Raw genomic sequence first — 26,425 nt, forward strand, 5'->3', positions numbered from 1 at the left:
GGGGAAGGAGTGCTCATGGACCTCTACACCACATACGGAAGCAACGACCTGCCGCGGGCTATCCGCTTTTATGATGCGATCTTCGCAGTTCTTGGTCAGCCACGCCTGCCCGGATGGATCGACGGTTGGGCCGGATGGGGCGCCGATCCCGACAGCGGGACCGGCTTTTGGATCTGCAGACCTTTTGATGGAGCCCCCGCCAGTACCGGCAATGGCACGATGATCGCCTTTCCCGCTCAGAGTGCCGTTCAGGTTCGGCATTTCCATGCCACGGGTCTGGAAAACGGCGGCACGGATGAAGGCAAACCGGGCGTCCGACCTCATTACGAGCCCGGTTTCTATGTGGCCTATCTGCGTGATCCTGATGGCAACAAGCTATCCTGTTTTTACTACCATTATGATCCAAAGGAGGATGCGGGCGGTTGATCAACCAGCAGCCAGACGTCGCTTTTCTTCACGGTTGAAAAACAACATGTAGAAGACAGGTGCGGCAACCATGGTCAGGATCGTGGCAAAGGCCAGACCGCCCATGATCGTGACTGCCATGGACACAAAGAACGCATCCGTCAGAAGCGGTGCCATCCCCAGAATCGTCGTGATCGCCGCCAACATTACCGGGCGCAGACGCGAGACAGAGGCCTCAACAATCGCAGGACGCAGGGCTTTGCCAGTAGCGCGGACCAGATCGATTTCTTCCACCAGTACGATGCCGTTCTTGATCAGCATCCCTGACAGACTTAACAGCCCCAATAGCGCTGTGAAGGTGAAGGGCAGGCCTGTTCCAAGCAGACCGATAACCACGCCGTTTACGGACATCGGGACCAGTAGCCAGATAATGACCGGTTGCCGGATTGCATTGAACAGCAATACGGAAATCAACACCATAATCAGCAAGCTCAGCGGCAACTGCCGCCCAAGGCTGGCCTGCGCATCGCCTGAATCCTCGAACTCGCCCCCCCATTCCATACGATAGCCGATCGGCAGTTCCATCGCTTCAATGGCACTGCGTACTTCGGAGTGGACCTGCGCGGCGGTCATGTCAGGGGGGATGTCCGCTCCAACCGTGATGGTCAACACTCGGTCACGGCGGTGAACCAACGTATTGAGCGCCTTGTAGTCGAAGCCATCCACCATCTGCTCGATTGGAACGAAACGTTCCGACTGATCGGAGTAAACCACCTGATCGACGATCGAATAGTCCCCATCCGCCGGACGGCGCAAGATGATCGGGATCTGGCGGTCGCGCTCGCGCAAAACGCCGCCCGTGATGCCATCGGTCGAAAACTGCAACGTAGCCGCAATGTCTTCGCGCGATACGCCTGCTGTTTGGGCGCGCTCCGTGGCATAGATCGGCTGCACGGCCAATTCCTGCTCACGCCAGTCGTGATGCACATGTAGCGCATTCGGAGATGCGGCTGACATGCGCTGTACCGCTTCTTCGGCCAGTTGACGCAGAACAACCGGATCACTACCCGAGAACCGAGCCTGGATTGGATCGCCGCCACCGGGACCAAAAATCAGGCGTTTGGTGCGGAACTCGCCTTCGGGGAACTGGGCTGAACCGAACTCCTCAAGATCGGCTTGCAAGGCAGGAATGTCGTCCAAAGCCTCGGTGCGGATGATCATATGTCCATAGCTTGGGTTTGGCTTCTCGGCAGCATAGGTCAACATGAACCGCGTGGCCCCCTGCCCGACGAATGTGGCAACCGAGACGACGTCATCACGTTCGGCCAGCCAGCCCTCGAATACGGCCATATCTTCCGCCGTGCGGGCGATCGGCGTGCCTTGTGGCAGCTTGTAGTGCACGAAGAACAACGGCGTGTTCGAGTTTGGGAAGAATTGCTGTTTCATCAGTCCAAAGCCCGCAAAACAGACGACTGTGACCCCGATCAACCCGGCCACTACCAGCCATCGGAACCGAAGCGCCCAGTTCAGGATTGCACCGTAGACGCGGAACAGGATGCCGCCATAGGCATCCACCTCACCCTCTTTGCCCTGCTTGAAGAAATAGTGTCCGAGCAAAGGTGTCACCGTGATCGCCAGAACCCAGCTCAGCAGTAGTGAAATGCCGATCACGGCAAATAACGAGAACAGGAACTCCCCGGTCGCGTCAGGACTGAGCCCGATCCCGGCGAAAGCCATGATCCCGATCACCGTCGCGCCCAGAAGTGGGATCTGCGTTTTTGACGCAACCTCTTCCGCAGCATCGCGCGAGGATTTTCCCCGCAACATCGAAATCTGCATTCCTTCGGCCACCACGATGGCGTTGTCGACCAGCATCCCCATGGCGATGATCAGAGCGCCCAGCGAGATCCGTTCCATCTCGATCGAGAACATCGACATGAAGAGCAAAGTGCCCACAACGGTCAGCAACAGTGTGGAACCCACGACGATGGCCGCGCGCCAGCCCATGAAAATGCCCAGAACCGCGACCACGATGCTGACTGACATGGCGAGGTTCAGCAGGAAGGCGTTCGAGGCCTCATCGACAATAACATGCTGCTGATAGATGGGCAGGATTTCGACACCAAAGGGGATTTCGGAATCCAGTTCGGCCAGTTTGGCATCTGCACGCTGCCCGACTTCGACGATGTTTTCAGTGGCCAGCCCAGCGATACCTAGCGTGAAAGCTTCAGCGCCGTTGAATCGGATCATGATATCGGGATCATTCTGCCGCCCGCGATAGACATCTGACATATCAAACAGATTGATCACCTGCCCCTGCGATCCAACCGACAGGCCGGCGATCGCCGACACGCTGTCCGAGCCCTCGGCCGTCAAGATCGTGGTGCGGTCACTATTGGATCGCAGCGAACCCGAAGCGTTGACCGAGTCCGCGTTTGCGATAGCTTCGTTGATCGCCTGCAGCGGAACGTTCTGATTGACCGAGATCGACAGGTCCGGCTCAATAAAGATCGCCTCATCCGGCAAGCCCTGAACCTCGACATCTGCAACACCGCTTACCGTCAGCAATTCGCGGCGAAGGAAGGTCGCCAGTTCGTGCTTCTCGGCGTCAGAAAACCCTTCTGCCGTAACGGCATAGAACAGGCCGAACACATCCCCGAACCCGTCATTCACATAAGGCGCACCCACGCCCGAAGGCAGACCGCGTGCTGCATCGCGCACCTTGGCGCGCAGACGGGTCCAGATGTCGGGCAACTCACTGCCGTCATAGGTGGATTTAATCTCAACCTCGATCAGCGACTGTCCCGGCTGGTTGACCGAGGTGATGACATCCACCTCGCCCATCTGCTGAATGGCAGATTCCAGCGGTTCTGAAACCTCCAGCGCCACCTGTTCGGCAGTCGCACCGGGATATTGCGTGGCGATCACCGCCTGTTTGATGGTGAAGGCCGGGTCTTCAAGGCGACCTAGCGACGTGAAACCCCAAATGCCGCCGAACAGGGCGATCAGGATGAACAGCCACGTATAGAGAGGCCGGTCGATCGAAGCGCGTGCGATGCTCATGAAACCGCCCTCAGTTCGAGAAGCCGACAAAGCGGCGGACAGTTTGACCATCGGACAATGCACCCCCACCGGCAACGACGATTTCGTCTCCATCCGTCAAGCCGGTGAGTACGCGGACATCGCCGCTCTGCGTAGGTTCAACAGTCACGGGAACCCGGCGGACGGTGCCTTCGTCGGCGCCAGCCGGCGAGAAGACCAGAACGCCCAGCGCGCCGCTGGCATCAGCAACTACAGCCGTTGGCGGGATGATGATACCGGTGCGTTCATCCTGCACCTGCACCGTGACGGTCACGGAGGAACCGGGAAGAATCTGCAATCCCTCGGGCGGTGTCAAACCGAACTGGATGCGAAAGGTCTGGCCCACGCTTGAGGATTCAGCATCGAATTCCCTTATTTCCAGCGGAAAGATCTCGTCGCTGACAGGGAACTTGGCAGTAATCGTGATGTCGTCCTGCTGTCCGGACCGCTGAAATAGGATTTCGGGCACATCCACCTCAATACGCAGTTCAGACATATCGTGAATCCGCACGATCGGAGTACCCGCAGAAACAGTTGTAAACGCCTCAACTGCACGGCTTGAAACCAGCGCGTCGAACGGAGCGGTCAGCGTCGCATGTTCCAACTCATATTCTGCATCTCGAACCGCAATCGCAGCCAGTTGCGCAGCTGTTTCGGCATCATCGACGGCAACCTGGCTGGCTGCGGTTCCACGCAGACGCGACAGGCGGGCGAGTGTTCGATCCGCCTGATCTTTTTGCAAGCGCGTCCGGTCGCGCTGCAGTTCGAACGGTTCCTGATCGAGGCGGGCAATCAACTCACCCTTTGGGATTACAAAGCCTTCGGTCACAGGCATCTCAACGATCTGCCCTGCGACCTGAAACGCCAGATCAACTGTCTGACGAGCGGCGATCCGACCAAAGAATTGGCGCGAAAAGCCGGGAGAGGTTTCGCTTACCTGCATCAGTTTCACAGGCTTGGCAGGCTCTTGCGCCATGGCAGGCGCAGTCAACAAGGACAGTGCGAGGCAAACAGAGGTCAGGAGTTTCATTTCGTCAATCCCTCGGGAATTCCGGTTTTCAGAATGTTGTCACGGATTTTGTGAGCCAGCCGTGCGAACTCGGCGGTTTCTTCGGTGTTCAGACCCGATGCGCTGTGGAAAAGCTCACCCGCCACGGCCACCAGCATATTGCGGGCCTCTTCGCCCTGTTCGGTCAGCACCAAAAGCCAGGCGCGACGGTCTTCGGGATCACGCTGTCGGGTCAGGTGCCCCGCCAGTTCAAGTGCATCGGCGGTCGCCGTAATCGTTGACGGCACTGTCAACATATCTGCGGCCAGCACTCCCATACGTTTGGGCACATCGAGCTTGATTAGCATGTGGCATTCCTGATGGCTCAGGTCTGTTTCGATGCTGTCAAAGCTCTCTTCCAGTTTCCAATAAAGCGCGTAGACCCCCATCATCGCCTGAATCTCAGGGCTGAGGCGTCCTAACCGCATGCTGATATCGTCTGACATGATTCTTTTCCGTGCGAGTCGCGGCGAAATATACTTCGAATTTTGAACTATTCAAGTTATGAAGCGAGGGGCGATGCATTCCCTTGGGTCAACACATCTTGATCAATACGAATAGGGACTGCATTTTGTGCAGATCATGAACTCAGGGCCAGCCATGTACACTCCTGCCATCACCGGGACCGGTGTCTATACACCAGAAAACATCATAACCAACGCCGAACTGGTGGAAGCGTTCAATGCCTATGCCGACCGGATGAACGTCGAAAACGCGGATGCGATTGCCGCGGGCGACATGGAACCGATGCAGCATTCCTCGGAAGAGTTCATCCTGAAGGCATCAGGGATCGAAAACCGGTATGTGATGGACAAGACCGGTGTTTTGAACCCCGAGATCATGCATCCCGCGCTGCGCCAGCGTAGCGACGACGAGCCTGGGATCATGACCGAGATGGCGGTGGATGCGTGCCTTAAGGCGCTAGCACAAGCGGGGCGCAGCGCCGAGGATGTCGATTTGGTGATCTGCGCCGCTTCGAACCATGAACGTGCCTATCCTGCAATTGCCATCGAGATTCAGCAGGCATTGGGGATCAGCGGATTCGGGTTTGACATGAACGTGGCCTGTTCCTCGGCCACATTCGGCATTCAGGCGGCGGCGGATATGGTACGCTCGGGCTCGGTCCGGGTGGCGCTGGTTGTCAACCCCGAGATCTGCTCGGGTCATCTCGAGTGGCGCGACCGGGATTGCCATTTCATATTTGGCGATGTCGCGACCGCTACTCTGATCGAGCGGATCGAAGACGCCCGAGGCCCACATTTCGAGATTGTCTCGACCCGGTGTGCAACTGCGTTTTCAAACAATATCCGCAACAATAACGGCTTCCTCCGCCGTTCACGCCCCGATGGTCTGGTAGATCGCCGCGACATGCAGTTCATGCAGAATGGTCGCAAGGTGTTCAAAGAGGTCCTGCCCATGGTCAGCAAACATATCAGCGACCACATGGAGGCAGAAGGCATCAGTAGTGATGATCTAAAACGCCTCTGGCTGCATCAGGCCAACAAGACGATGAACGACTTCATCGGCAAGAAGGTTCTAGGGCGCGAGCCTGAACTGGGTGAGCAACCCAACATTCTGCAAGACTACGCCAATACCTCATCCGCCGGGTCGATTATCGCCTTCTCAAAGCATTCCGATGATCTGGATGCGGGCGATGTGGGCCTGATTTGCTCGTTTGGGGCCGGGTATTCGGTAGGCTCTGTGATCGTCAAACGGCATCAATAAGCGCGCGCCTTAACTGCGCTGCTGGAATCGCTGCAAGACCAAACCGCTTTCTCAAGAATTATTCAGACGGGCTCAACCGCTCCTTCATCTCTGACCGACACATCGAAACCCGGATGCCCTGTGCATCCGAGTGATGTAGTTATGGGAGCCCGCTGTTATGGGAAATAATATTCGCTTTGGACTGGCCGCGCTGGTTGCTGCACCTTTCATTGGGGTCATGGCGACCGGCGCGGCAATCGCAGAACCGCAAACCTGTACAGTCAACACCGCGCGTGTTGCCGCCAATGAAGGCGATTTTGACACGCTCTGCGGCTGTTCGCAGGTAACGCGAGGATTTGTATCACATCTGCAAACACGATCTGATTTTGCTTCGATTCTGCAGAACACTTCGGCGCAATGTCCCGGGCTGACCCAGCTATTGAGCGATCTGCCCACAGCATCGATCTCTAACACGAATGCCGGGGAAGATCGCAGCAGCGATCCATCCTCCAACTCGGGTGACGCAAACGGAAGCGGAAGTTCGGACAACAGTGGAGGTAGCCCAGGCAACAGCGGAGGAAACTCTGGCGGCAGTAGTGATCCGGGTGATGGCGGAAACAGTCCAGGCGACGGTGGAGGCAAAGGTGGCCACGGCGGAGGTGACAAACCCGGTAAAGGCGGTGGCAAAGGTGGTCACCACGGGGGTGACAAGCCCGGAAAAGGCGGGGGAAAGGGTAAAAAGTAGCCCGAAACCAAGACAGAAATGAAAGGATCTGTGCCTCGCGAGTGGCTCAGGTCCCATTATTGGTCACGAATGGGGACGACTTACCGAGATAGCGCTCTCCCATTTGCCCTGTGCGGGACATTCAGCTAACGCTTTCCTCTTCCAGATGCAGCTTCATCTCAATCAGCACCTGCTGCAGCATACTGGTTTCTTTCAACAGTCGCTTCGCCTCGTTCACCGTGATGATGCCATCTTCTATCGCCGACTGATATTCCGTCATCAGCATGGCAAACCGCTGGCTCAGCGCAATGACATCGGAATTTACCCCGCCCGTACGTGGGCTGTCCGAGTTTCGTCCATCGTAAGAAAGCGTGATATTCTTCAAATCCGCCAATGCCGCAGTCACGTGCGGATAGGCAGCCGCGTTTTCCAACCGGGCAACAGCATCCACCGGCATGAACCGGTCAGAATGTTCTGCGTTGTCTGAATAGTACCTGCCAAGCGTGGCTTTGGATTTCCCGGTGATCTCGCACGCTGCTTCGATTCCGACATCCTTAACCAATGCTTCGGTATGCTTTTTCAGATAGGCCCCGATATCTGCCATTTTGCTACCCTTGTTACCTGCGCCCTGCCCCCTCTGCCTGTCCATGCTGGGGGAAAGGGTAGGGAAATTTCCCATATTCGATTCATAATTGAAATGGCAATAATTGACTATCCCTCAGATATGCAGGGATTTTGTGAGTGAGTGGCGGCCGTTCGAGCCGGTAAAGAGTGTATGCGGGGCAGGATTTTAGCCTTGCATTGTATAGGCCACTTGTAGGCCGACGACGCCGCTGTCGCGAAGGCGAGGTAATCCATCCCCAAGAGCATTTGCTCAACCTCAGCTGTAGCGATGGTGGCGTCGATTTACCCCCATGAGACGTCTTGCCCAGGCAGCACATGCGAATTAGACCCACGGCATGGCAAAGCTCTATTTCAACTATTCGACTATGAACGCGGGCAAATCGACCGTGTTGCTACAGGCCTCGCATAACTATCGCGAACGCGGCATGGATACCTACCTGATGACAGCCGCCATTGACGGACGCGCCGGTGAGGGGCGGATCGCATCAAGAATCGGAATCTCGGAACGAGCGGACAGGTTTCGTCCCGACGACAATGTGTTTGCCATGATCGAAAACCGCCTTACGCAAGGGGGCATCGCCTGCGTATTCATTGATGAAGCCCAGTTTCTTTCGGAAGAGCAGGTCTGGCAACTTGCGCGCGCCGTAGATGATCTGAAGGTCCCAGTGTTGACCTACGGGTTGCGGGTGGATTTTCAGGGTAAACTATTCCCCGGGTCGGCAGCATTGTTGGCTCTGGCCGATGAGATGCGCGAAGTACGCACCATCTGCGAATGCGGGCGCAAGGCGACGATGGTGATTCGTCAGGATGAAAACGGAAACACCATCACCGAAGGGGCGCAGGTCCAGATTGGCGGGAACGAGACTTATGTCTCGCTCTGCCGCAAACACTGGCGCGAGGCGGTGGGTTCCTAAACCGGGTTGGGTAACGTTCGCCCGGCCACGAACGCCGCGACATTGTCCAACGCCATGTGACCCATATCGGTGCGTACCTCTTCGGTCGCGGTGCCGAGGTGGGGCAGCAGAGTCACATTTTCCATGTCACACAAGGCCTGCGGCACCTTGGGCTCGAACTCGTAGACATCCAGCCCAGCGCCAGCAATCTGACCCGCATGAAGCGCTTGGATTAAGGCGGCTTCATCCACAACTTCACCGCGCGCAATGTTTATCACAATGCCCGAGGGCTTCATCGAGGCCAAAATCTGCGCGTTGACCAAGTGTCGTGTTTCAGCTCCTCCGGGGACGGCTATGACAAGAAAATCCACTGCCGCAGCCAATGCATTGAGTTCAGGGAGGTACTCTGCTTGGAAGTCCAGCTGTTTTGGACTGCGTGATTGATAGGCAACGGTCATGTCGAATCCGAAATGACACCTCCGGGCAATGGCCTGACCTATGCGGCCCATTCCGATGATGCCCACCTTTTTGCTGGTCACATGTTGGCCCAGCATCTGTGTGGGATGCCACCCCTGCCACTGGCCTGACCTGACCAACCTTTCCCCCTCACCTGAACGGCGGGCCGTCGTGAGCAAAAGTGTCATGGCAATATCGGCGGTGGCATCGGTGACGGCACCCGGCGTGTTGGTAACCGCGACTCCGGCAGCATGTGCGGCGTCCACGTCGATATGATTGTAACCAACGCCGAAATTTGCCAGCAGTTTACAGCGAGGCTCTGGCACCTGAGCAAAGATCTCTGCCACGAACTGATCGCCCAACGTCGGGACCACGACGTCAAATTCAGTCAGCGCCCGCAACATTTCTTCATGCGCCAGAGGCGTGGTTTCACTGCGGATTTCCACATCGAATTCGGCACGGGCGCGCGCTTGGACAGCCGAAGTCATCGGTCGGGCAATCAGCAGTTTCATCAATGCATCCTTCCACCGATGGGCACAGCGCCATCGGGGCCTATCAACACGATCTCACCGTTTTCGTCGGGAAGACCCAACACCAAAACCTCGGACATGAATTTACCGATTTGGCGCGGGGGAAAGTTGACCACGGCCATCACCTGCTTGCCCACCAGCGTCGCCGGATCGTAGTGCGCGGTGATCTGGGCTGAAGTTTTGCGCTTACCGATCTCACCGCCAAAATCGACCCACAGCTTGATCGCGGGCTTGCGGGCCTCCGGGTACGGCTCGGCGCGTATCACCTCACCTACACGAATGTCGACTTTGAGAAATTCGTCGAATGAAATCTCACTCACGAGACAGCTCCTTGGATCGGTCGGTTGCAGCTTTGACGGCACGATGTAGCAGGTCTGGGAAACCCTCTTCTTCATGCATCAACACCTCCAGTGCGGCCTGAGTGGTGCCGTTGGGAGACGTGACGTTAACTCGCAATTGCGAGGGGTGTTCGTCAGCGGCCATCGCCAACGCCCCTGCCCCGGCGACGGTTGATTTGGCCAACTTCATCGCCAGTTCAGGTGGCAGACCATGCGCTTCGCCAGCTTGCGCCAGTGTTTCGATCAGGTGGAATACATAGGCCGGGCCCGAACCGCTGACCCCGGTGACGGCATCCATCTGCGTCTCATCATCCAATCGAACCGTCTCACCAATGGCCGAAAGCAGGTCTTCAGCCAGTAGGATATCCGCGTCCGAGGTGTTGGCATTCCCAATCAGCGCCGTGATCCCCTGCCGAACCGCCGCAGGCGTATTTGGCATCGCACGGATGATCGGTGTGTTCGCGCCGAGGACGTTTTCGAAGGTGGCCAGTGAGGTACCTGCCGCGACCGATATGAAAAGACTGTCACCATCGCCCAGCGCTTGAATGGCTGGCAGGGCTTCGCCCATCATCTGTGGTTTGACCGCTACGAGTACAACTGCGGGTGCCTCGGGGAGAGGAGTGTTGATGTTGACGCCCTGCGCCTTCAGCCAATCCGAGGGAAATGGATCGATCACCCAGACCGATGCGGCAGGAAGGCCATGTTCCAACCAGCCTGCAAGCATCGCCGAGCCCATCTTGCCGCATCCCAGAAGCACAAGCCCCTGTTCCGCAACTCGCGAGATATCCATGATTGCCCCTCCCCTATGGTTCGGGGCAAAGCTTTACGCGCGGCCGTAGGCCTCTGCAATGGCGACTTGCATCGCCTCTTCGGGGTCTCGGTTGCCCCAGGTCACCAGTTGGATCGCGGGGTAGTAGCGCTCAGCGCTCAGTACCGCTGCGGTGATCATGGTATCGATCTGTTCCGGGCTGGCCGTCTGACCACCGGCCAGCACCAAGCCATAGCGATAGACCATCAATTTCTGATTGGCCCAGTAGGTAAACGCCCCGGCCCAACACTGATCATTCATCTTGTTCAGCAGCTCATAAAGCTCGGTTTCGCGCTCGGCCGGAGGCTCCATCTCAAAGGAACACACCATGCGGAGCGTTTCATCGTAATTCGACCAGGCCAAAGTTATCGAATATGTGCGCCACTGTCCTTCGACGGCCATCGCAATCTGATCATCCCCGATCCGGTCAAAATCCCAGTCGTGATGTTCTGCAAGATGTTCAACAATGTCGATCGGATGAAGGTCTTCTTCGAGATACTGCTCGGAAAGGGCCATAATGCCACCTCACTAATCTCTAGCATTTTGGGGCTGGCAGCGCCCCAGCGCTAGTTGCCTGCTCTACAAGCCGGGCTTCCCCAGTCTGCCTGTACTAAATATGGTGCGATGTGAGCACTGCTCTGGCAACCCTATTTATTGGGGATAACAGCAATAAGTTGTGGACAGTTGGCAACGCCGATCAAAATATTGGCGTTGGATGCAGCTTTGTCTTGATAAATTTCTGCAGAGCGGCAAAATGCACAACACCGCACAATCCAAGTTCGGATTGCGCGGCGGATGCTTTTACCCAAAATCTTAAATTCCTGCGGACGTTACTTGTCCAGCTTCGCCTCGAGCGCGGCAATTCGCTGTTCAAGTGCACCGTTCTCTTCGCGCGCTTTCTGCGCCATGGCACGCACAGCATCAAATTCTTCACGGGTTACGAAATCCCGGTCGGCCAGCCAGCGATCCATCATTGATTTCATCGCATTTTCGGCCTCTTCTCGTGCCCCCTGCGCCACACCCATGGCATTGGTCATCAGTTGAGACATATCGTCCAGAATCTTGTTACGGGTTTGCATGGGCTTTCTCCGATTTCGCGATTGCTCTCTATATGGGTAAAGATTGGCCCGGGCTCAAGGTTGACTTGCCACGCAAACCCCGGGCAATGAGACGCACATGCAGGCTGTTTTGAATTTCCCCGATCTGTCACCCGAAATTTTCTCGATCTCTCTGTTCGGGATGGAGTTTGCGCTCAGGTGGTATGCGCTGGCCTATATCGTCGGCATCCTGATTGCTTGGCGCATGGCGCTGATGGCGCTTAGGCGGCCTGTGCTTTGGGCTGATGACACACCACCGATGCAACCCGATCGGCTTGAGGATTTGGTCACCTGGATCATACTGGGTGTAATTCTTGGTGGTCGATTGGGGTTCGTCCTTTTCTATCAACCCGCATATTATTTTGCGTATCCACTGGAAATTCTGATGGTTTGGCAGGGTGGCATGGCCTTCCATGGCGGCCTGTTGGGCGTGGTGATCGCCACGTATCTGTTCGGCAGGCGCCACGCTACACCGATTCTTTCGCTGGGTGATCTGGTTGCCTACACAGTGCCGCCCGGGTTGTTGCTGGGACGATTGGCGAATTTCACTAATGCCGAGCTTTGGGGTCGACCCAGTGAATTGCCATGGGCGGTGATCTTTCCCGGAACTGCGGCCCAGGATTGCCCCGGCGTTGTTGCGGGGATGTGCGCCCGCCACCCTTCGCAACTGTATGAGGCAGCACTTGAGGGTCTGATCCTCGGGGCGATTCTGATATGGCTGGCCTACCGGCGCGGCGCGTTTCAAAAACCAGGTCTGGTTATGGGCGTATTTCTGGCTGGCTACGGCGCATCGCGGTTTTTTGTCGAATTCTTCCGTCAACCCGATGCGCTATTTGTATCGCCCGGGAATCCGCTAGGGCTGGCGTGGCATGTTGGCGGATATGGATTGACGATGGGGCAAGTCTTGTCGCTACCAATGATTGCACTTGGCCTTTGGTTCGCAATTCGGGCACAACGCAGATCATGAACCTGAAGGATCGTCTGCTCCTGCGCATCCAGAATGATGGCCCTATGACCATCGCTGACTACATGACCGAGTGTCTGATGCATCCGGAACATGGATACTACACAACCCGCGATCCGCTGGGCGCTCAGGGCGATTTCATTACAGCGCCTGAAATCAGTCAGATGTTCGGAGAGCTAATAGGACTGTGTCTGGCGCAATGCTGGCTGGTACAAGGCAAACCCGAAAAGTTTGTTCTGGCCGAGCTTGGCCCTGGTCGTGGCACCCTGATGGCTGACATCCTGCGCGCCACTCAGAGTGTGCCTGGCTTTCACAAAGCGGCCGAGATCGCGTTGCTCGAAGCTTCACCTGTTTTGCGCGACGTACAAGCCAAGGCACTGCAAGGGTATGAACCTCAGTGGATCGAGGCAATTTCTGATTTTGAAGATCTTCCTCTGTTTCTGGTGGCAAACGAGTTCTTTGATGCCCTGCCCATCCGCCAGTTCCTGCGCGAAGGCGAAGGTTGGCGCGAGAGGTTAGTTGGCAAAAATGGTGCATCGCTTGCGTTCGGTCTTGGTGCGCAATCTGCACAAGCTGCGCTCAGCGGACGTGTCGAGGATACGCAGGACGGAGATCTGGTAGAACTGTGCGCTGCTGCCAGTTCCATTATGTACTCTGTTGCCGGGCAGATCGCTCGTAACGGCGGAGCCGCGCTGATCATCGATTATGGTGACTGGCGCTCGCTTGGCGACACATTGCAGGCGTTGCAAGCGCATGAACGTGTCGATCCCCTGGATCAGCCCGGTCAGGCGGATCTGACCACACATGTCGACTTTGAGGTCTTGGCGAAGGCGTCTCATACTTCGGGCTGCGCTTATACAAAACTGACCCCGCAGGGTGTGTTTCTTGAGCGGCTCGGGATCACCGCGCGCGCGCAATCGCTTGCCGCCCCTCTCAGCGGGTCACAGCTTGAGGCGCTGGTCTCTGCACATCGACGGTTGACGCACCCCGACGAAATGGGAAACCTGTTCAAAGTACTGGGCCTTTATCCGCCAAACGCCACGCCGCCACCGGGACTGGAACCATGACACTGGAAATCATTACCTCAGACATGCTGTCCCCCGTACGACACGGGTTCTTCAGCCGCCGCGGTGGCGCATCTTCTGGTATCTTCGAAGGACTCAACTGCGGAACCGGGTCGACAGATTTGACTGAGGCCGTAGCTTTGAACCGTCGGCGCGTCGCCGACGCGATGGAAGTGGCACCTGAGGCGATGATCGGTGTGCATCAAGTGCATTCGCCGACCGTGATTGCAGTCGATGGGCCGATGACGGGTGACAAACCCAAAGCTGACGCGGTTGTCACATCAACGCCGGGTTTGGCGCTTACAATCTTAACCGCTGATTGTCAGCCAGTGCTGTTCGCGGACCCTGACGCAAATGTGATCGGGGCCGCACATGCCGGTTGGCGCGGCGCGTTGGATGGTGTGCTGGAATCAACACTGGACGCGATGGAAGCGCTGGGAGCCAACCGGGATAACACAGTTGCCGTAATCGGCCCCACGATTTCACAACGCGCTTACGAGGTCGGCTCAGAGTTTCTGGACGACTTCCTTGCTGACACGCCAGAGAACGCGCGTTTTTTTGCAAATGGCAAAGGTGACCGGATGCATTTCGACCTGCCCGCCTTTGGCCTGCATCGTCTGCGCGAAGCTGGTATCGGCCAGGCCGAGTGGGTCCGTCACTGCACTTATTCCGACCCCGACAGGTTTTATTCCTACCGGCGATCGACCCATGCCAACGAGGCCGACTACGGCAGATTGATTTCCGCTATCAGGTTGTAAATCTGGCCCATATTAAGGCGGCTTTGCCCAGTTTCTGCCACATTTCTTGTGTTTATCAGAGTCAGAATCGTCTCAAATTTTCGCCAATGCACAGACGGTTACCCCAAGTGGGTTCGTCATGGCATGGGCGGAAGCAACTAAGAGGTACCTGAAACCTTCAATTTGTCCTCAATTCAACCCGGATCAGCCTTATAGGCGCCGCAAATCAGCGTCACATTGGCTTCATAAACGGGAACAGGGCGACCGCCCTATCGAAGCAGGACAATGGATATGAAATCGAAATCACGCTTTCTCAGCGCCGTTTTTGCGGCTGTCAGGGATCAAGAACCAGAAATGCCCTGGAAGCGGGTTTCAAGTCACTCAGTCAGAGTTGCACGCCGTCTGGCGGCGCGACGCTGACACAGCAACCCCAAGAGACCAGCTGCCGGTCTCAGAGGGCAAACGCATACCGGATGAAGCTCCGGTTCGGTGTGTGGGGTCGCAATCAGGACTGCGACCAGGGTTCGGAGCGTGTGTGTGCAGGCAATTGCAGCCTGCGGTTTACGAGTTTGTCTGGGGGGTCAAGAACTTGACCAAAACACTGGTGTTTTCTGATGCGGCGCTGTGCATTCGCGGCGACCGGCCTGTGTTTACCCATCTGATTACAGACAAAGAACAAGGTCGTCCGGCGATATTGCACGGGGGTTCAAGCCGTCGGACGGAATTTAGAGGGGACGGAATACCATGACTATTCCAAATTCTCTGGCCCGCGCTGCCAGAAACGCGGTCGAAACGTCAGCGCTATTGCGCGATGCGCCTCGTCCCGCGACAAAGCAAAAAGCACAGCTTCGACGCTATGAAGTGTGCAGTCTGCTGAAAAACGGGGATATTTCACAGACACGCCATATCGCGCCAGCTTTACCGATGTTTGAAGATGCATTTTGTGCGTTCACACGCGGATCGTTGGTCGAGACGCCACAGGGCCAGATGGCGATCGAAGATCTGCTGCCGGGTGATGATGTCCTCACTCAAGACGGATCATCGGAAACCGTACTTTGGAAAGGGTCTGTCACACTGATTCCCGGACGCGAGGATACGCGCGGGCGAACCCGGCCGCTGACACGGATCATGGCCGACACGTTCGGGATGCAAAAACCGATGTCGGGCGTCATCACGGGCCCCGCCGCACGTCTGCTGGGTACGCCTACGCACATGCGTCATTTGAACGGCGGGCAGCCCATGCTGACACCCGTCAGTGAGTTTCAGGATGGAATGGGTATCATTGAAACGCTGCCACCGACTCCGGTCGAGCTGTTTCATATCTGTGTCGCCCGGCATTCCGTGATTCGGGTCGATGGCCTGCAATTCGAGACCTATCATCCGGGCATCAACGCAGTCCGAATGATCAGTCACTCTTTGCGTTCGATCTATTTGAATCTATTCTCACATATCGAATCGTTGAATGATTTTGGGCCGTTGCTCTTGCCAAGAGCCGGAGATGGTGAAATTGACGCTATGACAGCGTGAACTGGTTAACTATTACTGCAAGCGTGGGGCATTATGCAGATTTTACTGAGTTGGGTTTTAACCCTTGCACTGGCAGCGATGCTGCCACCCTGTCCTGTGGATCAAACAAGAGGTAGGTTCAGGCCGTCCGGTTCATCCGGTCTTCCAGTACGTCAAATGGTACGCCTGGCTCGTCTTTTGCGCCTCGGATAACAAGCGAAGTCTTGACGCTGGCCACGTTTGGCGTGGTCAGCAACTCGCCTGTCAGAAATTGCTGAAAACTGCTGAGATCCGGTGCGACGCATTTCAGGATGAAATCAACCTCGCCATTCAGCATGTGGCATTCGCGAACCAATGGCCATTCCCGACAACGGTCTTCAAAGGCGCTGAGTTCGGATTCAGCCTGACTTTCAAGTCCGACCATGGCAAAGACCTGCACTTCGAACCCAAGCTCGCGGGCGTTCACCTCGGCATGATAGCCGCGAATGTACCCCGAATCTTCCAGCGTCCGCACCCGTCGCAGGCAAGGAGGAGCGGATATTCCTACGCGCTTGGCAAGCTCAACATTGGTCATACGGCCATCGGCCTGCAGTTCCGCAAGAATTTTGCGGTCGATTTCATCCAACCGGGTCGTGACCATCGAATGCTCCTGAGTTTTTCAGTTGTTATATCAGCAGCCCCGGGAGGCGCAATAATATTTCACAGCCACGCAATTTTCGTTATTTCAGATACATAATTGGCCGCAAAGCCAATCATTAGGCACATCACGGACCTGCAATATGAAGGGGCTTTAAGCCCTGCCCTGCGGTCGCTATATCGATCCGCACCGGACAACACGTCCGCCGAGGCAGTTTGAGTGAGGATACCATGGCCGAAACACGACACACCAAGGTTCTGATCATCGGGTCGGGACCTGCAGGATACACCGCGGGCGTTTATGCAAGCCGGGCCATGTTGGAACCGATCCTGTTGCAGGGTATCGAACCCGGTGGACAACTGACCACCACAACCGAGGTGGAAAACTGGCCGGGTGACACCGAGGTTCAGGGGCCAGACCTGATGGTTCGGATGCAGGATCACGCCAAGGCAATGGGATGCGAAGTGATCGGCGATATCATCAGCGATCTCGATCTAAGCCAGCGTCCCTTCACAGCCAAAGGCGACAGTGGCACCGTCTACACCGCCGACGCGGTGATTCTGGCAACGGGCGCACGAGCCAAGTGGTTAGGCATTCCCTCGGAAGAGAAATTCAAAGGGTTTGGCGTGTCAGCCTGTGCCACCTGTGACGGCTTCTTCTATCGCGGTCAGGAAATCGTTGTGATCGGCGGCGGAAATACTGCCGTCGAAGAAGCGCTGTTCCTGACCAACTTCGCAAGCAAAGTCACTCTGATCCACCGCCGCGATGAGTTGCGAGCTGAAAAGATCCTTCAGGATCGGCTGTTCAAGAACGAAAAGATCGAGCCGCTTTGGTTTCACGAACTGGATGAGGTGATCGGAACCGATGCCCCACTGGGTGTGGAAGGCGTCAAGGTCAAGAATGTAAAGACCGGCGAAATCACGGAGATTCCGTGCAAAGGCGTATTTGTCGCTATCGGCCACGCCCCGGCAAATGAGCTGGTCAAAGATACGCTGGAAACCCACATGGGTGGCTACGTCGTGACCAAGCCGGGCACGACGCAAACTTCGGTTCCGGGAGTTTTCGCTGCCGGAGACCTGACCGACCACGTATACCGTCAGGCTGTGACAAGCGCCGGTATGGGCTGCATGGCCGCGCTGGATGCAGAACGATTCTTGGCGGAGAACGACTAAGATGATCACAGATTTCTCCGGCCTCGTCTGGAGAATTCTGTTCCGCACCCAATCGGGTGACCCGCTCTCATCGGCCCGTGCCCCCGAAGGACGGTTTCATCATTCTGGCCAATTCGCGCTTTATGCGTCGCTTAGCGCTGAAGGGGCCGGGATCGCCATTCGGCGCTATGTCTCGCAGTGCGACCCTCCACGGACGATCCATCGCTTGAAGATATCCAAGGCGCAAGTATTGGATTTGCGAGGGCAACCTTCTGCCTCGATCGTCTGGCAAGACATGCGGGCAACCGGCATACTCTCTCCAACATGGCAATTTTCGGACAAGGCCCGCACATACGGCGCGGATGGGCTGCTATATAGTTCGCGCTCGCGCCCTGAACTGAGCCATCTGGTATTGTTCAACGCAGAACACCAGATAATACAAACCGCAGGCGCCCCCTGCGACTGGTTCCCCGAAAGGTGACCGCGCCTATCTTGACCGGCACCCGGCACCGTATCAGGATCAACCGCAGTAACGCGAAGAACAGGTGAGCTTTTGGAAAACGTTCTTTGGCGCGGCGGATGGATGAGCCGGCTCAGAATCGCAAGCGGCCTCGTGCTGTTTGTCTTTGCGTTCTTTCATTTCATCAATATCGGCCTTGGTCTGTTTCACACTGATTTGCTGCACGGGATGCAGGGCGGACGTAAAGCTGTCAGCCGTAATGAGATCGGCAGCGTCGTGATATATGGCGCATTGCTGATGCATATGGGACTGGCGCTTGTCTCACTCGCGCAGCGCCGCACGCTCAGAATGCCTTTCAGCGTCGCGCTTCAGGTTATTCTTGGACTGTTGATCCCGCTGCAGCTTATCTCACATCTGGTTCAGACCCGATACGCGCATGAGATTTTCGGGGTGAATGATGAAATGGGTTACATCATCATTCTGATGTGGCCCAGCACCGCGATCTGGTTTCAAAGCCTATTGCTTCTGCTGGTGTGGATCCACGGATGTATCGGGCTACACATGTGGTTACGGTTGACCACATGGTGGCGTGCGATGGTTCCATATCTGATCGGTCTCGCCGTCTTTGTACCGGGCTTCGCCTTCGCAGGCCTTCTGACCGAGGGGCGGCGAATCTGGGCCGATTTTGCCGACCCCGATCTGCGAGAACAGTATATCGAATACTATAACTGGCCTTCGCAAGAAGAGTTTCGGTCCTTGTTTTCCGTCACAGACTATACGCAGTGGGTATTCTGGGCCGCGCTTGCACTAACAGGCTTGATCTATCTCGGGCGCAAGCTTTGGCGGCGGCGGCATTCGGTGCGGGTGCGCTATGTCAACGGTCCAGAAGTTGTGTCGGAGAAAGGCATGACCCTTTTGGAGATGTCACGCGCAAATGGCATCCCACATACCGCGCTGTGTGGTGGCAAGGGGCGCTGCACGACCTGTCGCGTAGTGGTTGAAGATGGTGCCGATCAGTTGCACCCGCCTACCGAAGTTGAAGCCCGCAGTCTGAAAGCGATCAGCGCGCCAGAAGGAACCCGCCTGGCCTGCCAGATGCGGCCGTCCGATCCGCTCACGGTGTTTCGTGTTTTCCGCCCCGACGGCGCGCGTGATCGTGCGCATGCGAGCCAAGGGCAAGAACGGCAATTGGCGGTTCTGTTTCTGGACATGCGCGGGTTCACCGCCCGCACAACGGGGCAATTGCCGTATGATATCGTGTTTCTGTTGAATCGTTTCTTTGACGCAATTGTCCCAGCAATCACGGCACAAGGCGGGGTTGTCGACAAATACATGGGCGATGGGTTGCTGGCGATGTTCGAAACAGCCAACGCCGCAAGTTCGGCAAGTGCCGGTCTGAGGGCGGCGGCTGGGATCGGACACGCATTGGAGCGTTTCAACCAGCAGCTCCAAGCAGAAGGCAGCCAACCTGTGCGCATTGGTATGGGTCTACATCTTGGTGATCTTGTGCTGGGCGAAATCGGAGCGGCTAAACACGCGCCACGCACGATCATCGGAGACGCTGTAAATGTTGCCAGCCGTTTGGAGGCTGAAACCAAAGCACTGGGGGTTGAGCTCCTTGTATCGGACAAGGTTTTGGACGCGGCTGGGTTACAATGTGATCCCCGCGATCTGCGGGAATTCAGCCTGCGCGGTGTCTCTGAACCCGTCCCTGCCCTGCCCGTCAGGCACGCAGCCGACCTTGAGTCGCAAACCTCACCGCTGGAACAGATTGCCTGAGAATGCGCCTAATGAGCCTGAGCGGCGGGATTTTTTCAATAACATGAAACAAAAAACAGAAAACCGTTCCATTTCGAGAAAAAACCACGCATTTCATCCTTAGTTTTTGCAAGTCTATGGACTTCACCCTCAGGCCGAGGCACATGCCCTGCAAACACCCTTGAAACAAATGCCAACAGAACTGCGATAAGAGTTTTCCGATGACGATGTTAAGCAATCTGGCCCCTATCTCTGAACTGTATGTTTCCTACGAGTCTGCACAGAAATTGAAGATAGAAGCCGCTGATCTGACCAGCTGGGATCTTAAGCCCCGGCAGATTTGCGATCTGGAACTGCTTATGAACGGCGGGTTCAATCCGCTCAAGGGTTTCCTGAGCGAAGCGGACTATGACAACGTGGTCGAAAACATGCGCCTCGCCGACGGGACGCTGTGGCCAATGCCGATCACCCTGGATGTTGACGAAGATTTTGCCGCATCGATCGAGCTGGGCCAGGACATTGCCCTGCGCGATCAGGAAGGCGTGATCCTCGGCACCATGACCGTGACCGACCGCTGGACACCAGACAAGACGCGTGAGGCGGAAAAGGTCTTTGGCGCTGATGATGATGCGCACCCGGCTGTGAATTACCTGCACAATGTAGCGGGCAAAGTTTATCTGGGCGGCCCGGTCACTGGCATCCAGCAGCCCGTGCATTACGATTTCAAAGCCCGCCGCGACACGCCGAACGAGCTGCGCGCCTATTTCCGCAAAGTGGGCTGGCGCCGGATCGTTGCGTTCCAGACCCGTAACCCTTTGCACCGTGCGCATCAGGAATTGACCTTCCGTGCCGCAAAAGAAGCACAGGCCAACTTGCTGATCCATCCCGTGGTTGGCATGACCAAACCGGGCGATGTGGATCATTTCACCCGCGTGCGTTGCTACGAAGCCGTGTTGGATAAATATCCGGCCTCGACTACGTCGATGTCGCTGCTGAACCTTGCGATGCGCATGGCTGGCCCGCGCGAGGCAGTCTGGCACGGGTTGATCCGCGCAAACCACGGCTGCACCCATTTCATCGTCGGTCGTGACCACGCAGGTCCGGGCAAAAACTCTGCCGGTGAGGATTTCTACGGCCCCTATGATGCGCAAGACTTGTTCCGAAAATATCAGGACGAGATCGGCGTCGAGATGGTCGATTTCAAACATATGGTCTATGTGCAGGAACGCGCGCAATACGAGCCGAATGACGAGATTCTGGACAAGGACAACGTCACGATCCTCAACATCTCGGGCACTGAACTGCGCCGCCGTCTGCGCGAAGGGCTGGAGATTCCGGAATGGTTTTCGTTCCCCGAAGTTGTTCAGGAACTGCGCAACCGCTTCCCGCCGCGCTCGCAACAGGGATTCACCGTGTTTTTCACCGGTTTTTCAGGCTCGGGCAAATCCACCATTGCCAACGCCTTGATGGTCAAGCTGATGGAGACCGGGGATCGTCCGGTTACCCTGCTGGACGGGGATATCGTGCGTAAGAACCTGTCTTCGGAACTGGGCTTTTCGAAGGAACATCGCGATCTGAACATCCGCCGCATCGGTTATGTCGCGTCTGAGATAACCAAGAACGGCGGTATTGCCATCTGTGCTCCTATCGCGCCTTACGCAACTACCCGTCGTGCTGTGCGTGAAGAGATCGAACAATTCGGTGCATTTTGCGAGGTGCATGTCGCGACCAGCATTGAAGAATGCGAGCGCCGAGACCGCAAGGGTCTGTACAAACTGGCACGTGAGGGCAAGATCAAAGAGTTCACGGGGATTTCCGACCCTTACGACGCCCCTGAAGACCCAGAGCTGCGCGTCGAGACCGAGAATGTCGAGGTTGACAACTGCGCACATCAGGTTCTGCTTAAGCTGGAAAGCATGGGGCTGATTGCAGCATCCTGATCACTTAAGACGAAAAAATACATCAAAGGCCCTCAGATTTCTGAGGGCCTTTTTCGCAGGTGCGGGTCTGGTTCAGTCGGGCAAATTCACCTGCCCGCGCATCAGGACATGGCCGCGCCCGGCAACTTTGATCCCCGTCATCGCATCCGAAGGTCCAACGCGTGTCACGGTCGCCTGACCGGGGCGGCCCATGTCATGGCCCTGTTCGGCGATGAATGTCTCTTTGTCCATCAGTCCGTGTTTCCAGAGATAGGCCGCCATCGCACCGGTGGCCGATCCGGTGAACGGGTCCTCGGGCGGGCTGGGGGGCGCCATCATCAGGCGCGAGAATGTGTCGCCCGTAGTCGTTGCGCCTTTCAGTGTTACAAGAAACGGTTCAGCCATGTCCGACCCCGAGAAACCGGCCTTTTCGGTAATATGACTGAGCAAAGCAACATCCAGCTTGGCAGCGCGCAGCGCCTCGTGATCGCGCAGGACCGTAATGCAAAAGGGCAGACCGGTTGAAACGAACTGCGGTGGAGAAATTACCACCTCTTCCGGCAGGCTGATGGCGGCGGCAACCAGATCTGCGGGCACATGATCGCCGAATTGCGGGGCGACCTGCGTCATTTCGATGTCATCACCATTCAGTTTGATCGATACAATCCCTGCTCCGGTCTCAAGCGTCAGAGCATCACCCTGAAACAACCCCCGTGATCGCATCGCTGCAACGGTTGCTATGGTCGGGTGCCCGGCAAATGGGATTTCCCGGCTGGCCAGGAAGTACCGGACCCGGATATCAGCGATATCGGATGGCCCGGTAAAAGTGCATTCAACCAGAGAAGTCTCGCGCACATATGCCATGCAAACCGCGTCCGACAGCCCTGCACCCTCATGCACAACTGCGCAGCCGTTGCCACCAAAGGCCTGATCGCTGAACGCATCCACCCAATCGAAATCATACCAGCTCATCGCGCACTCCTGCGTTTCAATCAGCGGCACGATCACCGCTTAGGCAGAAAATGTCACGTCAATTCGGCGGAATGTTTGGTGGCCTAGTGTACGGCCACCGGGGACAGGTCATGTTCGCGTGCCAGTACAAAGGCCAGCTTGCGATCGGCCACCAATGCCAGTTGCTGCCCATCGGAATCGTGGACAGCATACAGCTGATCCAGATCGCCTGCCTGCTCGCGCAGATCTTGCGGCAGGTCGGCCACATCAACGGCCTTTACATAGACAATCCGATTGCCTTCGGCGTTGATCTCAATCGGTGTATTCATTGCTCTTACCCCTTCTTGATGTTGATTGTCTGAACCACGGTTTCAGGCACGGCGCGGGTCAGGTCCACATGCAGCAGACCGTTTTCCATGATCGCCTCGCCCACCTCGACCCCGTCAGCCAGCACAAACATGCGCTGGAATTGACGCGCCGCGATGCCACGGTGCAGGAATATGCGCCCCTCGCTGTCGTCGCGCTGACGGCCCCGGATCACCAACTGGCGATCCTCGATTGTAATCGACAGGTCCTCTTCCGCGAAACCGGCCACCGCCAAGGTGATGCGATAGGAAAAATCCGAGGTCTGCTCGATATTATAGGGCGGGTATCCTTCATTTCCGGCCTTTGCAGACCGTTCCAGAAGGCGTTCCAACTGCTCGAACCCCAAAAGATGCGGGTATGAGCCTAAGGTAAGTTTCGACACGTATTTTCGTCCTTCATTGTCAAAGCGACGTATTCTGCGGTCCCGATGTCGGCAACCGCGTGATATAGAATATGGGAAGATACAGGGATGTCCACAAGGTCTGGCCGGATAAACCCTGACACACTATCTTGTGTTAGAAGCACCACTTGAAACACTGAGTCGTCCATGAACGCACCCACCGATCTTTCGATGAAAACCGATGAAGTCCTACGGGTGGAATTAGAGGTCTTTCGACGCCAGCACCGTGATTTGGACGAAGCGATCGAGGCCTTGCAGGCCAAGGGGACCTCGGACCAATTGACGATCAAGCGGCTAAAAAAGCAGAAACTGCGCCTGAAAGACATCATCCGTCTGATCGAAGACAGATTGACCCCCGATATCATCGCCTGAGACGCGCGTACCGCATTGCCACATATGCGGATTTGGCTATAGTGCGCGCTCTTTCCGATGGCAGGGGCGTAAGCGGATGAGCGATGTGAAAGTAGGGATCATCATGGGCAGCCAGTCGGACTGGCCTACGATGAAAGAGGCCGCCGATATTCTGGATGAGCTGGGCATCGCTTATGAGGCGCGGATCGTCTCGGCCCACCGCACGCCGGATCGCCTCTGGGATTATGGTAAAACCGCCGTGTCGCGCGGCTTGCAGGTCATTATCGCGGGCGCGGGTGGCGCGGCGCATTTGCCCGGCATGATGGCGTCGAAAACACGCGTGCCCGTGATTGGCGTTCCGGTGCAAACCCGCGCGTTGTCGGGCGTAGATTCGCTCTATTCCATTGTGCAGATGCCCAAAGGTTTTCCGGTTGCGACCATGGCTATCGGTTCGGCCGGCGGGGTCAATGCGGGCCTGATGGCCGCGGGCATTCTGGCGCTGCAGGATGCCGCGCTTGCGGAACGGCTGGATGCCTGGCGCGAGGCCCTCTCTGCTTCGATCCCGGAAGAACCTCAGCAATGAGCCGTATCGGTTTCATCGGCACAGGCCACATCGCTGCGCCAATCGCGCGGCTGATGGCTGCAAAAGGTCATGATCTTTACGTCACCGAGCGCAATGCCCAAGTCTCCTCGGCTCTGCAGGCCGAGCTTGGGGTCCGAGTTGGCACTCCGCAAGACGTGATTGATGCGTCCGAGATCGTGTTTCTCTGCCTGCGCCCCCATGTGGCCGAGGACGTTCTGGCCCCGCTAAGCTTTCACGCAGATCAGAAGATTGTTTCGGTGATGGCCGCCGTCTCTGAGGAGCAGCTATCCGGCCTGTGCGCGCCGGCATCGGATTTAGTGCAAACGATTCCGCTGGGTTTCCTTCAGACAGGAGGTTGCCCGTTGGCCGCTTACGGCAAAGATCGCCTCTTGGCAGATTTGTTCGAGCCCGAAAATCCTGTGGTCAAAGTTGCCAATGAGGCCGCGTTGAACGCCCACTTTGCCATCTGCGCCATGGTGCCAGGTATCCTGGACCTTATGGCAACAGGCACCGACTGGTTGGCTGATCAGACCGGTGACAAAGACCGGGCCGAATTCTACACCACGCAGCTTGTGTCAGGGTTTCTGACATCAATGCACAAAGAGCATGCGGGCCAACTGGCAGCCGAGCGTGACGCGCTTGCGACCGAGGGCACACTGAGCCTTCAGATGACGGATATTTTGCAATCCGAGGGCGCGCATGATGCCTTGCGTGCTGCACTGAGTGCCATTGGCAAGAGATTGGAGACATGACGATGTCAGATATGCTTACGCCCGGTGCGACAATCGGGATATTGGGGGGCGGTCAACTGGGCAGGATGCTCTCGATCGCGGCTGCACGGTTGGGGTTCAAGTCCCACATATTCGAGCCGGGCGCAAATCCTCCGGCCGGTCAAGTTGCAAATCAGGTCACGACCGCAGCCTATGATGACGCCGACGCATTGAAGGCCTTTGCTGAGTCGGTCGACGTGATCACCTACGAGTTTGAAAACATCCCCACCCAGGCGCTGGATCTGCTTGAGGCACACCGCCCCATTCACCCGGGTCGAGAGGCGTTGCGGGTCAGTCAGGACCGCTTGACCGAAAAGACATTTCTACAAGGCTTAGGCCTGCAAACCGCGCCCTTTGCAGACATCTCCGATTTGGACAGCCTGCGCGCCGCAATTGATGACATTGGCACCCCCGCTATCCTGAAAACCCGACGCTTCGGCTATGACGGCAAAGGTCAGGCCCGGCTGCGCGCACCCGAAGATGCCGGGGCGGCACTGGCTGATATGGCGGGCGCGCCGTCCATACTGGAAGGGTTTGTGGACTTCAGCCACGAGGTTTCGGTCATCGCAGCACGCGGTCTGGACGGGCAAGTTGCCTGTTTCGATCCGGGCGAGAATGTCCATCGCGATGGCATATTGCACACGACTACAATACCGGCACGCCTGTCTCCGGCGCAGCGGACAGATGCGGTATTGCTGGCCGCCAACATTCTCAACGCGCTGGATTATGTCGGCGTCATGGGTGTCGAATTGTTTGTGACGCCACAAGGATTGATCGTGAATGAAATTGCGCCGCGCGTTCATAACTCGGGTCACTGGACCCAGAACGGCTGCGCCGTGGATCAGTTTGAACAACATATTCGCGCCGTGGCCGGTTGGCCTTTGGGCGACGGTCAGCGCCACTCGGACGTCGTGATGGAGAATTTGATCGGGCATGACATGGACCGCGTACCCGAGCTTTCACGCGAACGGGACGTAGCACTGCATCTCTATGGCAAGGCCGAGGTCAAGGCGAGCCGCAAGATGGGGCATTTCAACCGGATTTCGCGATGAGGTAATCGCGCTTACGCGCGATGCCTCCGGCGGAGGTATTTTTAGCCA

Annotated in this window: 29 protein-coding genes; 16 read left to right on the plus strand and 13 right to left on the minus strand. The window is 56.8% G+C overall.

The features are described 5' to 3' along the window. The first annotated feature begins 15 nt into the window (after nucleotides 1-15). On the plus strand, nucleotides 16-426 hold the full coding sequence (locus tag ACR0BT_RS11245) for a VOC family protein (protein WP_480562424.1): 411 nt from the start codon (nucleotides 16-18) through the stop codon (nucleotides 424-426). Here the strand turns inward: ACR0BT_RS11245 and ACR0BT_RS11250 are convergent, their stop codons facing one another. From ACR0BT_RS11250 to ACR0BT_RS11260, 3 genes are read right to left on the minus strand one after another with little or no spacing between them, the layout of a single operon-like run. Further along, nucleotides 427-3,468: an efflux RND transporter permease subunit gene (locus ACR0BT_RS11250; RefSeq protein ID WP_480763147.1), complete on the minus strand. Its 3,042-nt coding sequence runs from the start codon at nucleotides 3,466-3,468 to the stop codon at nucleotides 427-429. A gap of 10 nt (nucleotides 3,469-3,478) precedes the next feature. Continuing rightward, on the minus strand, nucleotides 3,479-4,516 hold the full coding sequence (locus ACR0BT_RS11255) for an efflux RND transporter periplasmic adaptor subunit (protein WP_170564087.1): 1,038 nt from the start codon (nucleotides 4,514-4,516) through the stop codon (nucleotides 3,479-3,481). Further along, the gene (locus tag ACR0BT_RS11260; RefSeq protein ID WP_170420601.1) at nucleotides 4,513-4,980 is read right to left on the minus strand and encodes a MarR family winged helix-turn-helix transcriptional regulator; all 468 of its coding nucleotides are present in this window, start codon (nucleotides 4,978-4,980) and stop codon (nucleotides 4,513-4,515) included. The genes ACR0BT_RS11255 and ACR0BT_RS11260 overlap by 4 nt, the downstream gene beginning before the upstream one ends. A 154-nt stretch (nucleotides 4,981-5,134) precedes the next feature. On the opposite strand from ACR0BT_RS11260, the gene ACR0BT_RS11265 reads away from it, so the two are divergent. Together ACR0BT_RS11265 and ACR0BT_RS11270 are read left to right on the plus strand one after the other, a co-directional pair. Continuing rightward, nucleotides 5,135-6,259, plus strand: a complete 1,125-nt coding sequence (locus ACR0BT_RS11265; RefSeq protein ID WP_480763148.1) for a beta-ketoacyl-ACP synthase III — start codon at nucleotides 5,135-5,137, stop codon at nucleotides 6,257-6,259. Between the two features lie 157 nt (nucleotides 6,260-6,416). Beyond that, the gene (locus tag ACR0BT_RS11270; protein ID WP_480562427.1) at nucleotides 6,417-6,983 is read left to right on the plus strand and encodes a hypothetical protein; all 567 of its coding nucleotides are present in this window, start codon (nucleotides 6,417-6,419) and stop codon (nucleotides 6,981-6,983) included. Nucleotides 6,984-7,104: 121 nt separating this feature from the next. Here the strand turns inward: ACR0BT_RS11270 and ACR0BT_RS11275 are convergent, their stop codons facing one another. After that, the gene (locus tag ACR0BT_RS11275; RefSeq protein WP_170392365.1) at nucleotides 7,105-7,566 is read right to left on the minus strand and encodes a hypothetical protein; all 462 of its coding nucleotides are present in this window, start codon (nucleotides 7,564-7,566) and stop codon (nucleotides 7,105-7,107) included. Nucleotides 7,567-7,921: 355 nt separating this feature from the next. Between ACR0BT_RS11275 and ACR0BT_RS11280 the strand changes: the two genes are divergently transcribed. After that, nucleotides 7,922-8,500, plus strand: a complete 579-nt coding sequence (locus tag ACR0BT_RS11280; protein ID WP_170625203.1) for a thymidine kinase — start codon at nucleotides 7,922-7,924, stop codon at nucleotides 8,498-8,500. On the opposite strand, the gene ACR0BT_RS11285 is transcribed toward ACR0BT_RS11280, so the two are convergent. From ACR0BT_RS11285 to ACR0BT_RS11305, 5 genes are all read right to left on the minus strand, one after another. Continuing rightward, a complete protein-coding gene (locus ACR0BT_RS11285; protein WP_480763149.1) occupies nucleotides 8,497-9,447 on the minus strand; it encodes a 2-hydroxyacid dehydrogenase in 951 nt (316 codons plus the stop codon). The two genes, ACR0BT_RS11280 and ACR0BT_RS11285, sit on opposite strands and share 4 nt — an antisense overlap. Continuing rightward, entirely contained in the window at nucleotides 9,447-9,785 is a 339-nt protein-coding gene (locus ACR0BT_RS11290) for a tRNA-binding protein (RefSeq protein ID WP_480763150.1), read from the minus strand. Before ACR0BT_RS11290 ends, ACR0BT_RS11285 begins: the two co-directional genes overlap by 1 nt. Next, the gene (gene proC / locus ACR0BT_RS11295) at nucleotides 9,778-10,593 is read right to left on the minus strand and encodes a pyrroline-5-carboxylate reductase (protein ID WP_480567334.1); all 816 of its coding nucleotides are present in this window, start codon (nucleotides 10,591-10,593) and stop codon (nucleotides 9,778-9,780) included. The genes ACR0BT_RS11290 and proC overlap by 8 nt, the downstream gene beginning before the upstream one ends. Nucleotides 10,594-10,626: 33 nt before the next feature. Continuing rightward, a complete protein-coding gene (locus ACR0BT_RS11300) occupies nucleotides 10,627-11,127 on the minus strand; it encodes a type III secretion system chaperone family protein (RefSeq protein ID WP_010441802.1) in 501 nt (166 codons plus the stop codon). 314 nt (nucleotides 11,128-11,441) lie between these two features. After that, entirely contained in the window at nucleotides 11,442-11,690 is a 249-nt protein-coding gene (locus tag ACR0BT_RS11305; protein ID WP_170512483.1) for an accessory factor UbiK family protein, read from the minus strand. Between the two features lie 97 nt (nucleotides 11,691-11,787). Here ACR0BT_RS11305 and lgt point away from each other — a divergent pair, with 97 nt between their 5' ends. From lgt to ACR0BT_RS11325, 4 genes are all read left to right on the plus strand, one after another. Beyond that, the gene (gene lgt / locus ACR0BT_RS11310; RefSeq protein ID WP_480763151.1) at nucleotides 11,788-12,675 is read left to right on the plus strand and encodes a prolipoprotein diacylglyceryl transferase; all 888 of its coding nucleotides are present in this window, start codon (nucleotides 11,788-11,790) and stop codon (nucleotides 12,673-12,675) included. After that, nucleotides 12,672-13,739 (plus strand): class I SAM-dependent methyltransferase, encoded by a 1,068-nt coding sequence (locus ACR0BT_RS11315; protein ID WP_480763152.1) that lies wholly within the window; start codon nucleotides 12,672-12,674, stop codon nucleotides 13,737-13,739. The genes lgt and ACR0BT_RS11315 overlap by 4 nt, the downstream gene beginning before the upstream one ends. Beyond that, nucleotides 13,736-14,494, plus strand: a complete 759-nt coding sequence (gene pgeF / locus ACR0BT_RS11320) for a peptidoglycan editing factor PgeF (RefSeq protein ID WP_170401812.1) — start codon at nucleotides 13,736-13,738, stop codon at nucleotides 14,492-14,494. The genes ACR0BT_RS11315 and pgeF overlap by 4 nt, the downstream gene beginning before the upstream one ends. Nucleotides 14,495-15,217: 723 nt before the next feature. Next, nucleotides 15,218-16,000 (plus strand): Hint domain-containing protein, encoded by a 783-nt coding sequence (locus ACR0BT_RS11325; protein ID WP_170392383.1) that lies wholly within the window; start codon nucleotides 15,218-15,220, stop codon nucleotides 15,998-16,000. Between the two features lie 118 nt (nucleotides 16,001-16,118). On the opposite strand, the gene ACR0BT_RS11330 is transcribed toward ACR0BT_RS11325, so the two are convergent. Continuing rightward, nucleotides 16,119-16,619: an Lrp/AsnC family transcriptional regulator gene (locus ACR0BT_RS11330; RefSeq protein WP_170392385.1), complete on the minus strand. Its 501-nt coding sequence runs from the start codon at nucleotides 16,617-16,619 to the stop codon at nucleotides 16,119-16,121. Between the two features lie 227 nt (nucleotides 16,620-16,846). On the opposite strand from ACR0BT_RS11330, the gene trxB reads away from it, so the two are divergent. The 4 genes from trxB to ACR0BT_RS11350 all read left to right on the plus strand — a co-directional run bounded on the left by trxB (nucleotide 16,847) and on the right by ACR0BT_RS11350 (nucleotide 21,925). Then, nucleotides 16,847-17,788 (plus strand): thioredoxin-disulfide reductase, encoded by a 942-nt coding sequence (gene trxB, locus ACR0BT_RS11335; protein ID WP_480763154.1) that lies wholly within the window; start codon nucleotides 16,847-16,849, stop codon nucleotides 17,786-17,788. Between the two features lies 1 nt (nucleotide 17,789). Next, a complete protein-coding gene (locus tag ACR0BT_RS11340) occupies nucleotides 17,790-18,248 on the plus strand; it encodes an RES family NAD+ phosphorylase (RefSeq protein ID WP_480763155.1) in 459 nt (152 codons plus the stop codon). 102 nt (nucleotides 18,249-18,350) lie between these two features. Continuing rightward, nucleotides 18,351-20,006, plus strand: coding sequence for an adenylate/guanylate cyclase domain-containing protein (locus tag ACR0BT_RS11345; RefSeq protein ID WP_480763156.1), 1,656 nt, complete (start codon nucleotides 18,351-18,353; stop codon nucleotides 20,004-20,006). Nucleotides 20,007-20,206: 200 nt separating this feature from the next. Beyond that, nucleotides 20,207-21,925, plus strand: coding sequence for a bifunctional sulfate adenylyltransferase/adenylylsulfate kinase (locus ACR0BT_RS11350; protein WP_480763157.1), 1,719 nt, complete (start codon nucleotides 20,207-20,209; stop codon nucleotides 21,923-21,925). A 72-nt stretch (nucleotides 21,926-21,997) separates the two neighbouring features. On the opposite strand, the gene ACR0BT_RS11355 is transcribed toward ACR0BT_RS11350, so the two are convergent. From ACR0BT_RS11355 to ACR0BT_RS11365, 3 genes are all read right to left on the minus strand, one after another. Beyond that, complete coding sequence (locus tag ACR0BT_RS11355) at nucleotides 21,998-22,876, minus strand: PhzF family phenazine biosynthesis protein (protein ID WP_170512499.1); 879 nt, start codon at nucleotides 22,874-22,876, stop codon at nucleotides 21,998-22,000. Nucleotides 22,877-22,959: 83 nt separating this feature from the next. Next, nucleotides 22,960-23,184 (minus strand): DUF1150 family protein, encoded by a 225-nt coding sequence (locus ACR0BT_RS11360; protein WP_170392397.1) that lies wholly within the window; start codon nucleotides 23,182-23,184, stop codon nucleotides 22,960-22,962. A gap of 5 nt (nucleotides 23,185-23,189) precedes the next feature. Next, a complete protein-coding gene (locus ACR0BT_RS11365; protein ID WP_010441788.1) occupies nucleotides 23,190-23,603 on the minus strand; it encodes an Hsp20 family protein in 414 nt (137 codons plus the stop codon). Nucleotides 23,604-23,768: 165 nt separating this feature from the next. Between ACR0BT_RS11365 and ACR0BT_RS11370 the strand changes: the two genes are divergently transcribed. The 4 genes from ACR0BT_RS11370 to ACR0BT_RS11385 all read left to right on the plus strand — a co-directional run bounded on the left by ACR0BT_RS11370 (nucleotide 23,769) and on the right by ACR0BT_RS11385 (nucleotide 26,377). Next, the gene (locus ACR0BT_RS11370) at nucleotides 23,769-23,993 is read left to right on the plus strand and encodes a YdcH family protein (protein ID WP_010441787.1); all 225 of its coding nucleotides are present in this window, start codon (nucleotides 23,769-23,771) and stop codon (nucleotides 23,991-23,993) included. Between the two features lie 76 nt (nucleotides 23,994-24,069). Continuing rightward, entirely contained in the window at nucleotides 24,070-24,555 is a 486-nt protein-coding gene (gene purE / locus ACR0BT_RS11375) for a 5-(carboxyamino)imidazole ribonucleotide mutase (RefSeq protein ID WP_170512500.1), read from the plus strand. After that, a complete protein-coding gene (locus ACR0BT_RS11380) occupies nucleotides 24,552-25,307 on the plus strand; it encodes an NAD(P)-binding domain-containing protein (RefSeq protein WP_170512502.1) in 756 nt (251 codons plus the stop codon). Before purE ends, ACR0BT_RS11380 begins: the two co-directional genes overlap by 4 nt. 2 nt (nucleotides 25,308-25,309) lie before the next feature. Next, nucleotides 25,310-26,377 (plus strand): 5-(carboxyamino)imidazole ribonucleotide synthase, encoded by a 1,068-nt coding sequence (locus ACR0BT_RS11385; RefSeq protein ID WP_480763158.1) that lies wholly within the window; start codon nucleotides 25,310-25,312, stop codon nucleotides 26,375-26,377. Nucleotides 26,378-26,425: the final 48 nt, after the last annotated feature.

This window comes from Ruegeria sp. CJ6, from assembly GCF_056536665.1.

Excerpts from the sequence above, each read along its gene's own strand:
- ACR0BT_RS11265 (WP_480763148.1), top strand. The coding sequence starts at position 5,135 with ATGTACACTCCTGCCATCACCGGGACCGGTGTCTATACACCAGAAAAC.
- ACR0BT_RS11380 (WP_170512502.1), top strand. The coding sequence starts at position 24,552 with ATGAGCCGTATCGGTTTCATCGGCACAGGCCACATCGCTGCGCCAATC.
- ACR0BT_RS11345 (WP_480763156.1), top strand. The coding sequence starts at position 18,351 with ATGAGCCGGCTCAGAATCGCAAGCGGCCTCGTGCTGTTTGTCTTTGCG.
- purE (WP_170512500.1), top strand. The coding sequence starts at position 24,070 with ATGAGCGATGTGAAAGTAGGGATCATCATGGGCAGCCAGTCGGACTGG.
- ACR0BT_RS11245 (WP_480562424.1), top strand. The coding sequence starts at position 16 with ATGGACCTCTACACCACATACGGAAGCAACGACCTGCCGCGGGCTATC.
- ACR0BT_RS11370 (WP_010441787.1), top strand. The coding sequence starts at position 23,769 with ATGAACGCACCCACCGATCTTTCGATGAAAACCGATGAAGTCCTACGG.
- ACR0BT_RS11355 (WP_170512499.1), bottom strand. The coding sequence starts at position 22,876 with ATGAGCTGGTATGATTTCGATTGGGTGGATGCGTTCAGCGATCAGGCC.
- ACR0BT_RS11385 (WP_480763158.1), top strand. The coding sequence starts at position 25,310 with ATGTCAGATATGCTTACGCCCGGTGCGACAATCGGGATATTGGGGGGC.
- lgt (WP_480763151.1), top strand. The coding sequence starts at position 11,788 with ATGCAGGCTGTTTTGAATTTCCCCGATCTGTCACCCGAAATTTTCTCG.
- ACR0BT_RS11360 (WP_170392397.1), bottom strand. The coding sequence starts at position 23,184 with ATGAATACACCGATTGAGATCAACGCCGAAGGCAATCGGATTGTCTAT.
- ACR0BT_RS11285 (WP_480763149.1), bottom strand. The coding sequence starts at position 9,447 with ATGAAACTGCTGATTGCCCGACCGATGACTTCGGCTGTCCAAGCGCGC.
- ACR0BT_RS11260 (WP_170420601.1), bottom strand. The coding sequence starts at position 4,980 with ATGTCAGACGATATCAGCATGCGGTTAGGACGCCTCAGCCCTGAGATT.
- ACR0BT_RS11315 (WP_480763152.1), top strand. The coding sequence starts at position 12,672 with ATGAACCTGAAGGATCGTCTGCTCCTGCGCATCCAGAATGATGGCCCT.
- ACR0BT_RS11250 (WP_480763147.1), bottom strand. The coding sequence starts at position 3,468 with ATGAGCATCGCACGCGCTTCGATCGACCGGCCTCTCTATACGTGGCTG.
- ACR0BT_RS11340 (WP_480763155.1), top strand. The coding sequence starts at position 17,790 with ATGATCACAGATTTCTCCGGCCTCGTCTGGAGAATTCTGTTCCGCACC.
- ACR0BT_RS11255 (WP_170564087.1), bottom strand. The coding sequence starts at position 4,516 with ATGAAACTCCTGACCTCTGTTTGCCTCGCACTGTCCTTGTTGACTGCG.
- ACR0BT_RS11325 (WP_170392383.1), top strand. The coding sequence starts at position 15,218 with ATGACTATTCCAAATTCTCTGGCCCGCGCTGCCAGAAACGCGGTCGAA.
- ACR0BT_RS11300 (WP_010441802.1), bottom strand. The coding sequence starts at position 11,127 with ATGGCCCTTTCCGAGCAGTATCTCGAAGAAGACCTTCATCCGATCGAC.
- ACR0BT_RS11305 (WP_170512483.1), bottom strand. The coding sequence starts at position 11,690 with ATGCAAACCCGTAACAAGATTCTGGACGATATGTCTCAACTGATGACC.
- ACR0BT_RS11280 (WP_170625203.1), top strand. The coding sequence starts at position 7,922 with ATGGCAAAGCTCTATTTCAACTATTCGACTATGAACGCGGGCAAATCG.
- proC (WP_480567334.1), bottom strand. The coding sequence starts at position 10,593 with ATGGATATCTCGCGAGTTGCGGAACAGGGGCTTGTGCTTCTGGGATGC.
- ACR0BT_RS11270 (WP_480562427.1), top strand. The coding sequence starts at position 6,417 with ATGGGAAATAATATTCGCTTTGGACTGGCCGCGCTGGTTGCTGCACCT.
- ACR0BT_RS11275 (WP_170392365.1), bottom strand. The coding sequence starts at position 7,566 with ATGGCAGATATCGGGGCCTATCTGAAAAAGCATACCGAAGCATTGGTT.
- pgeF (WP_170401812.1), top strand. The coding sequence starts at position 13,736 with ATGACACTGGAAATCATTACCTCAGACATGCTGTCCCCCGTACGACAC.
- ACR0BT_RS11350 (WP_480763157.1), top strand. The coding sequence starts at position 20,207 with ATGACGATGTTAAGCAATCTGGCCCCTATCTCTGAACTGTATGTTTCC.
- ACR0BT_RS11330 (WP_170392385.1), bottom strand. The coding sequence starts at position 16,619 with ATGGTCACGACCCGGTTGGATGAAATCGACCGCAAAATTCTTGCGGAA.
- trxB (WP_480763154.1), top strand. The coding sequence starts at position 16,847 with ATGGCCGAAACACGACACACCAAGGTTCTGATCATCGGGTCGGGACCT.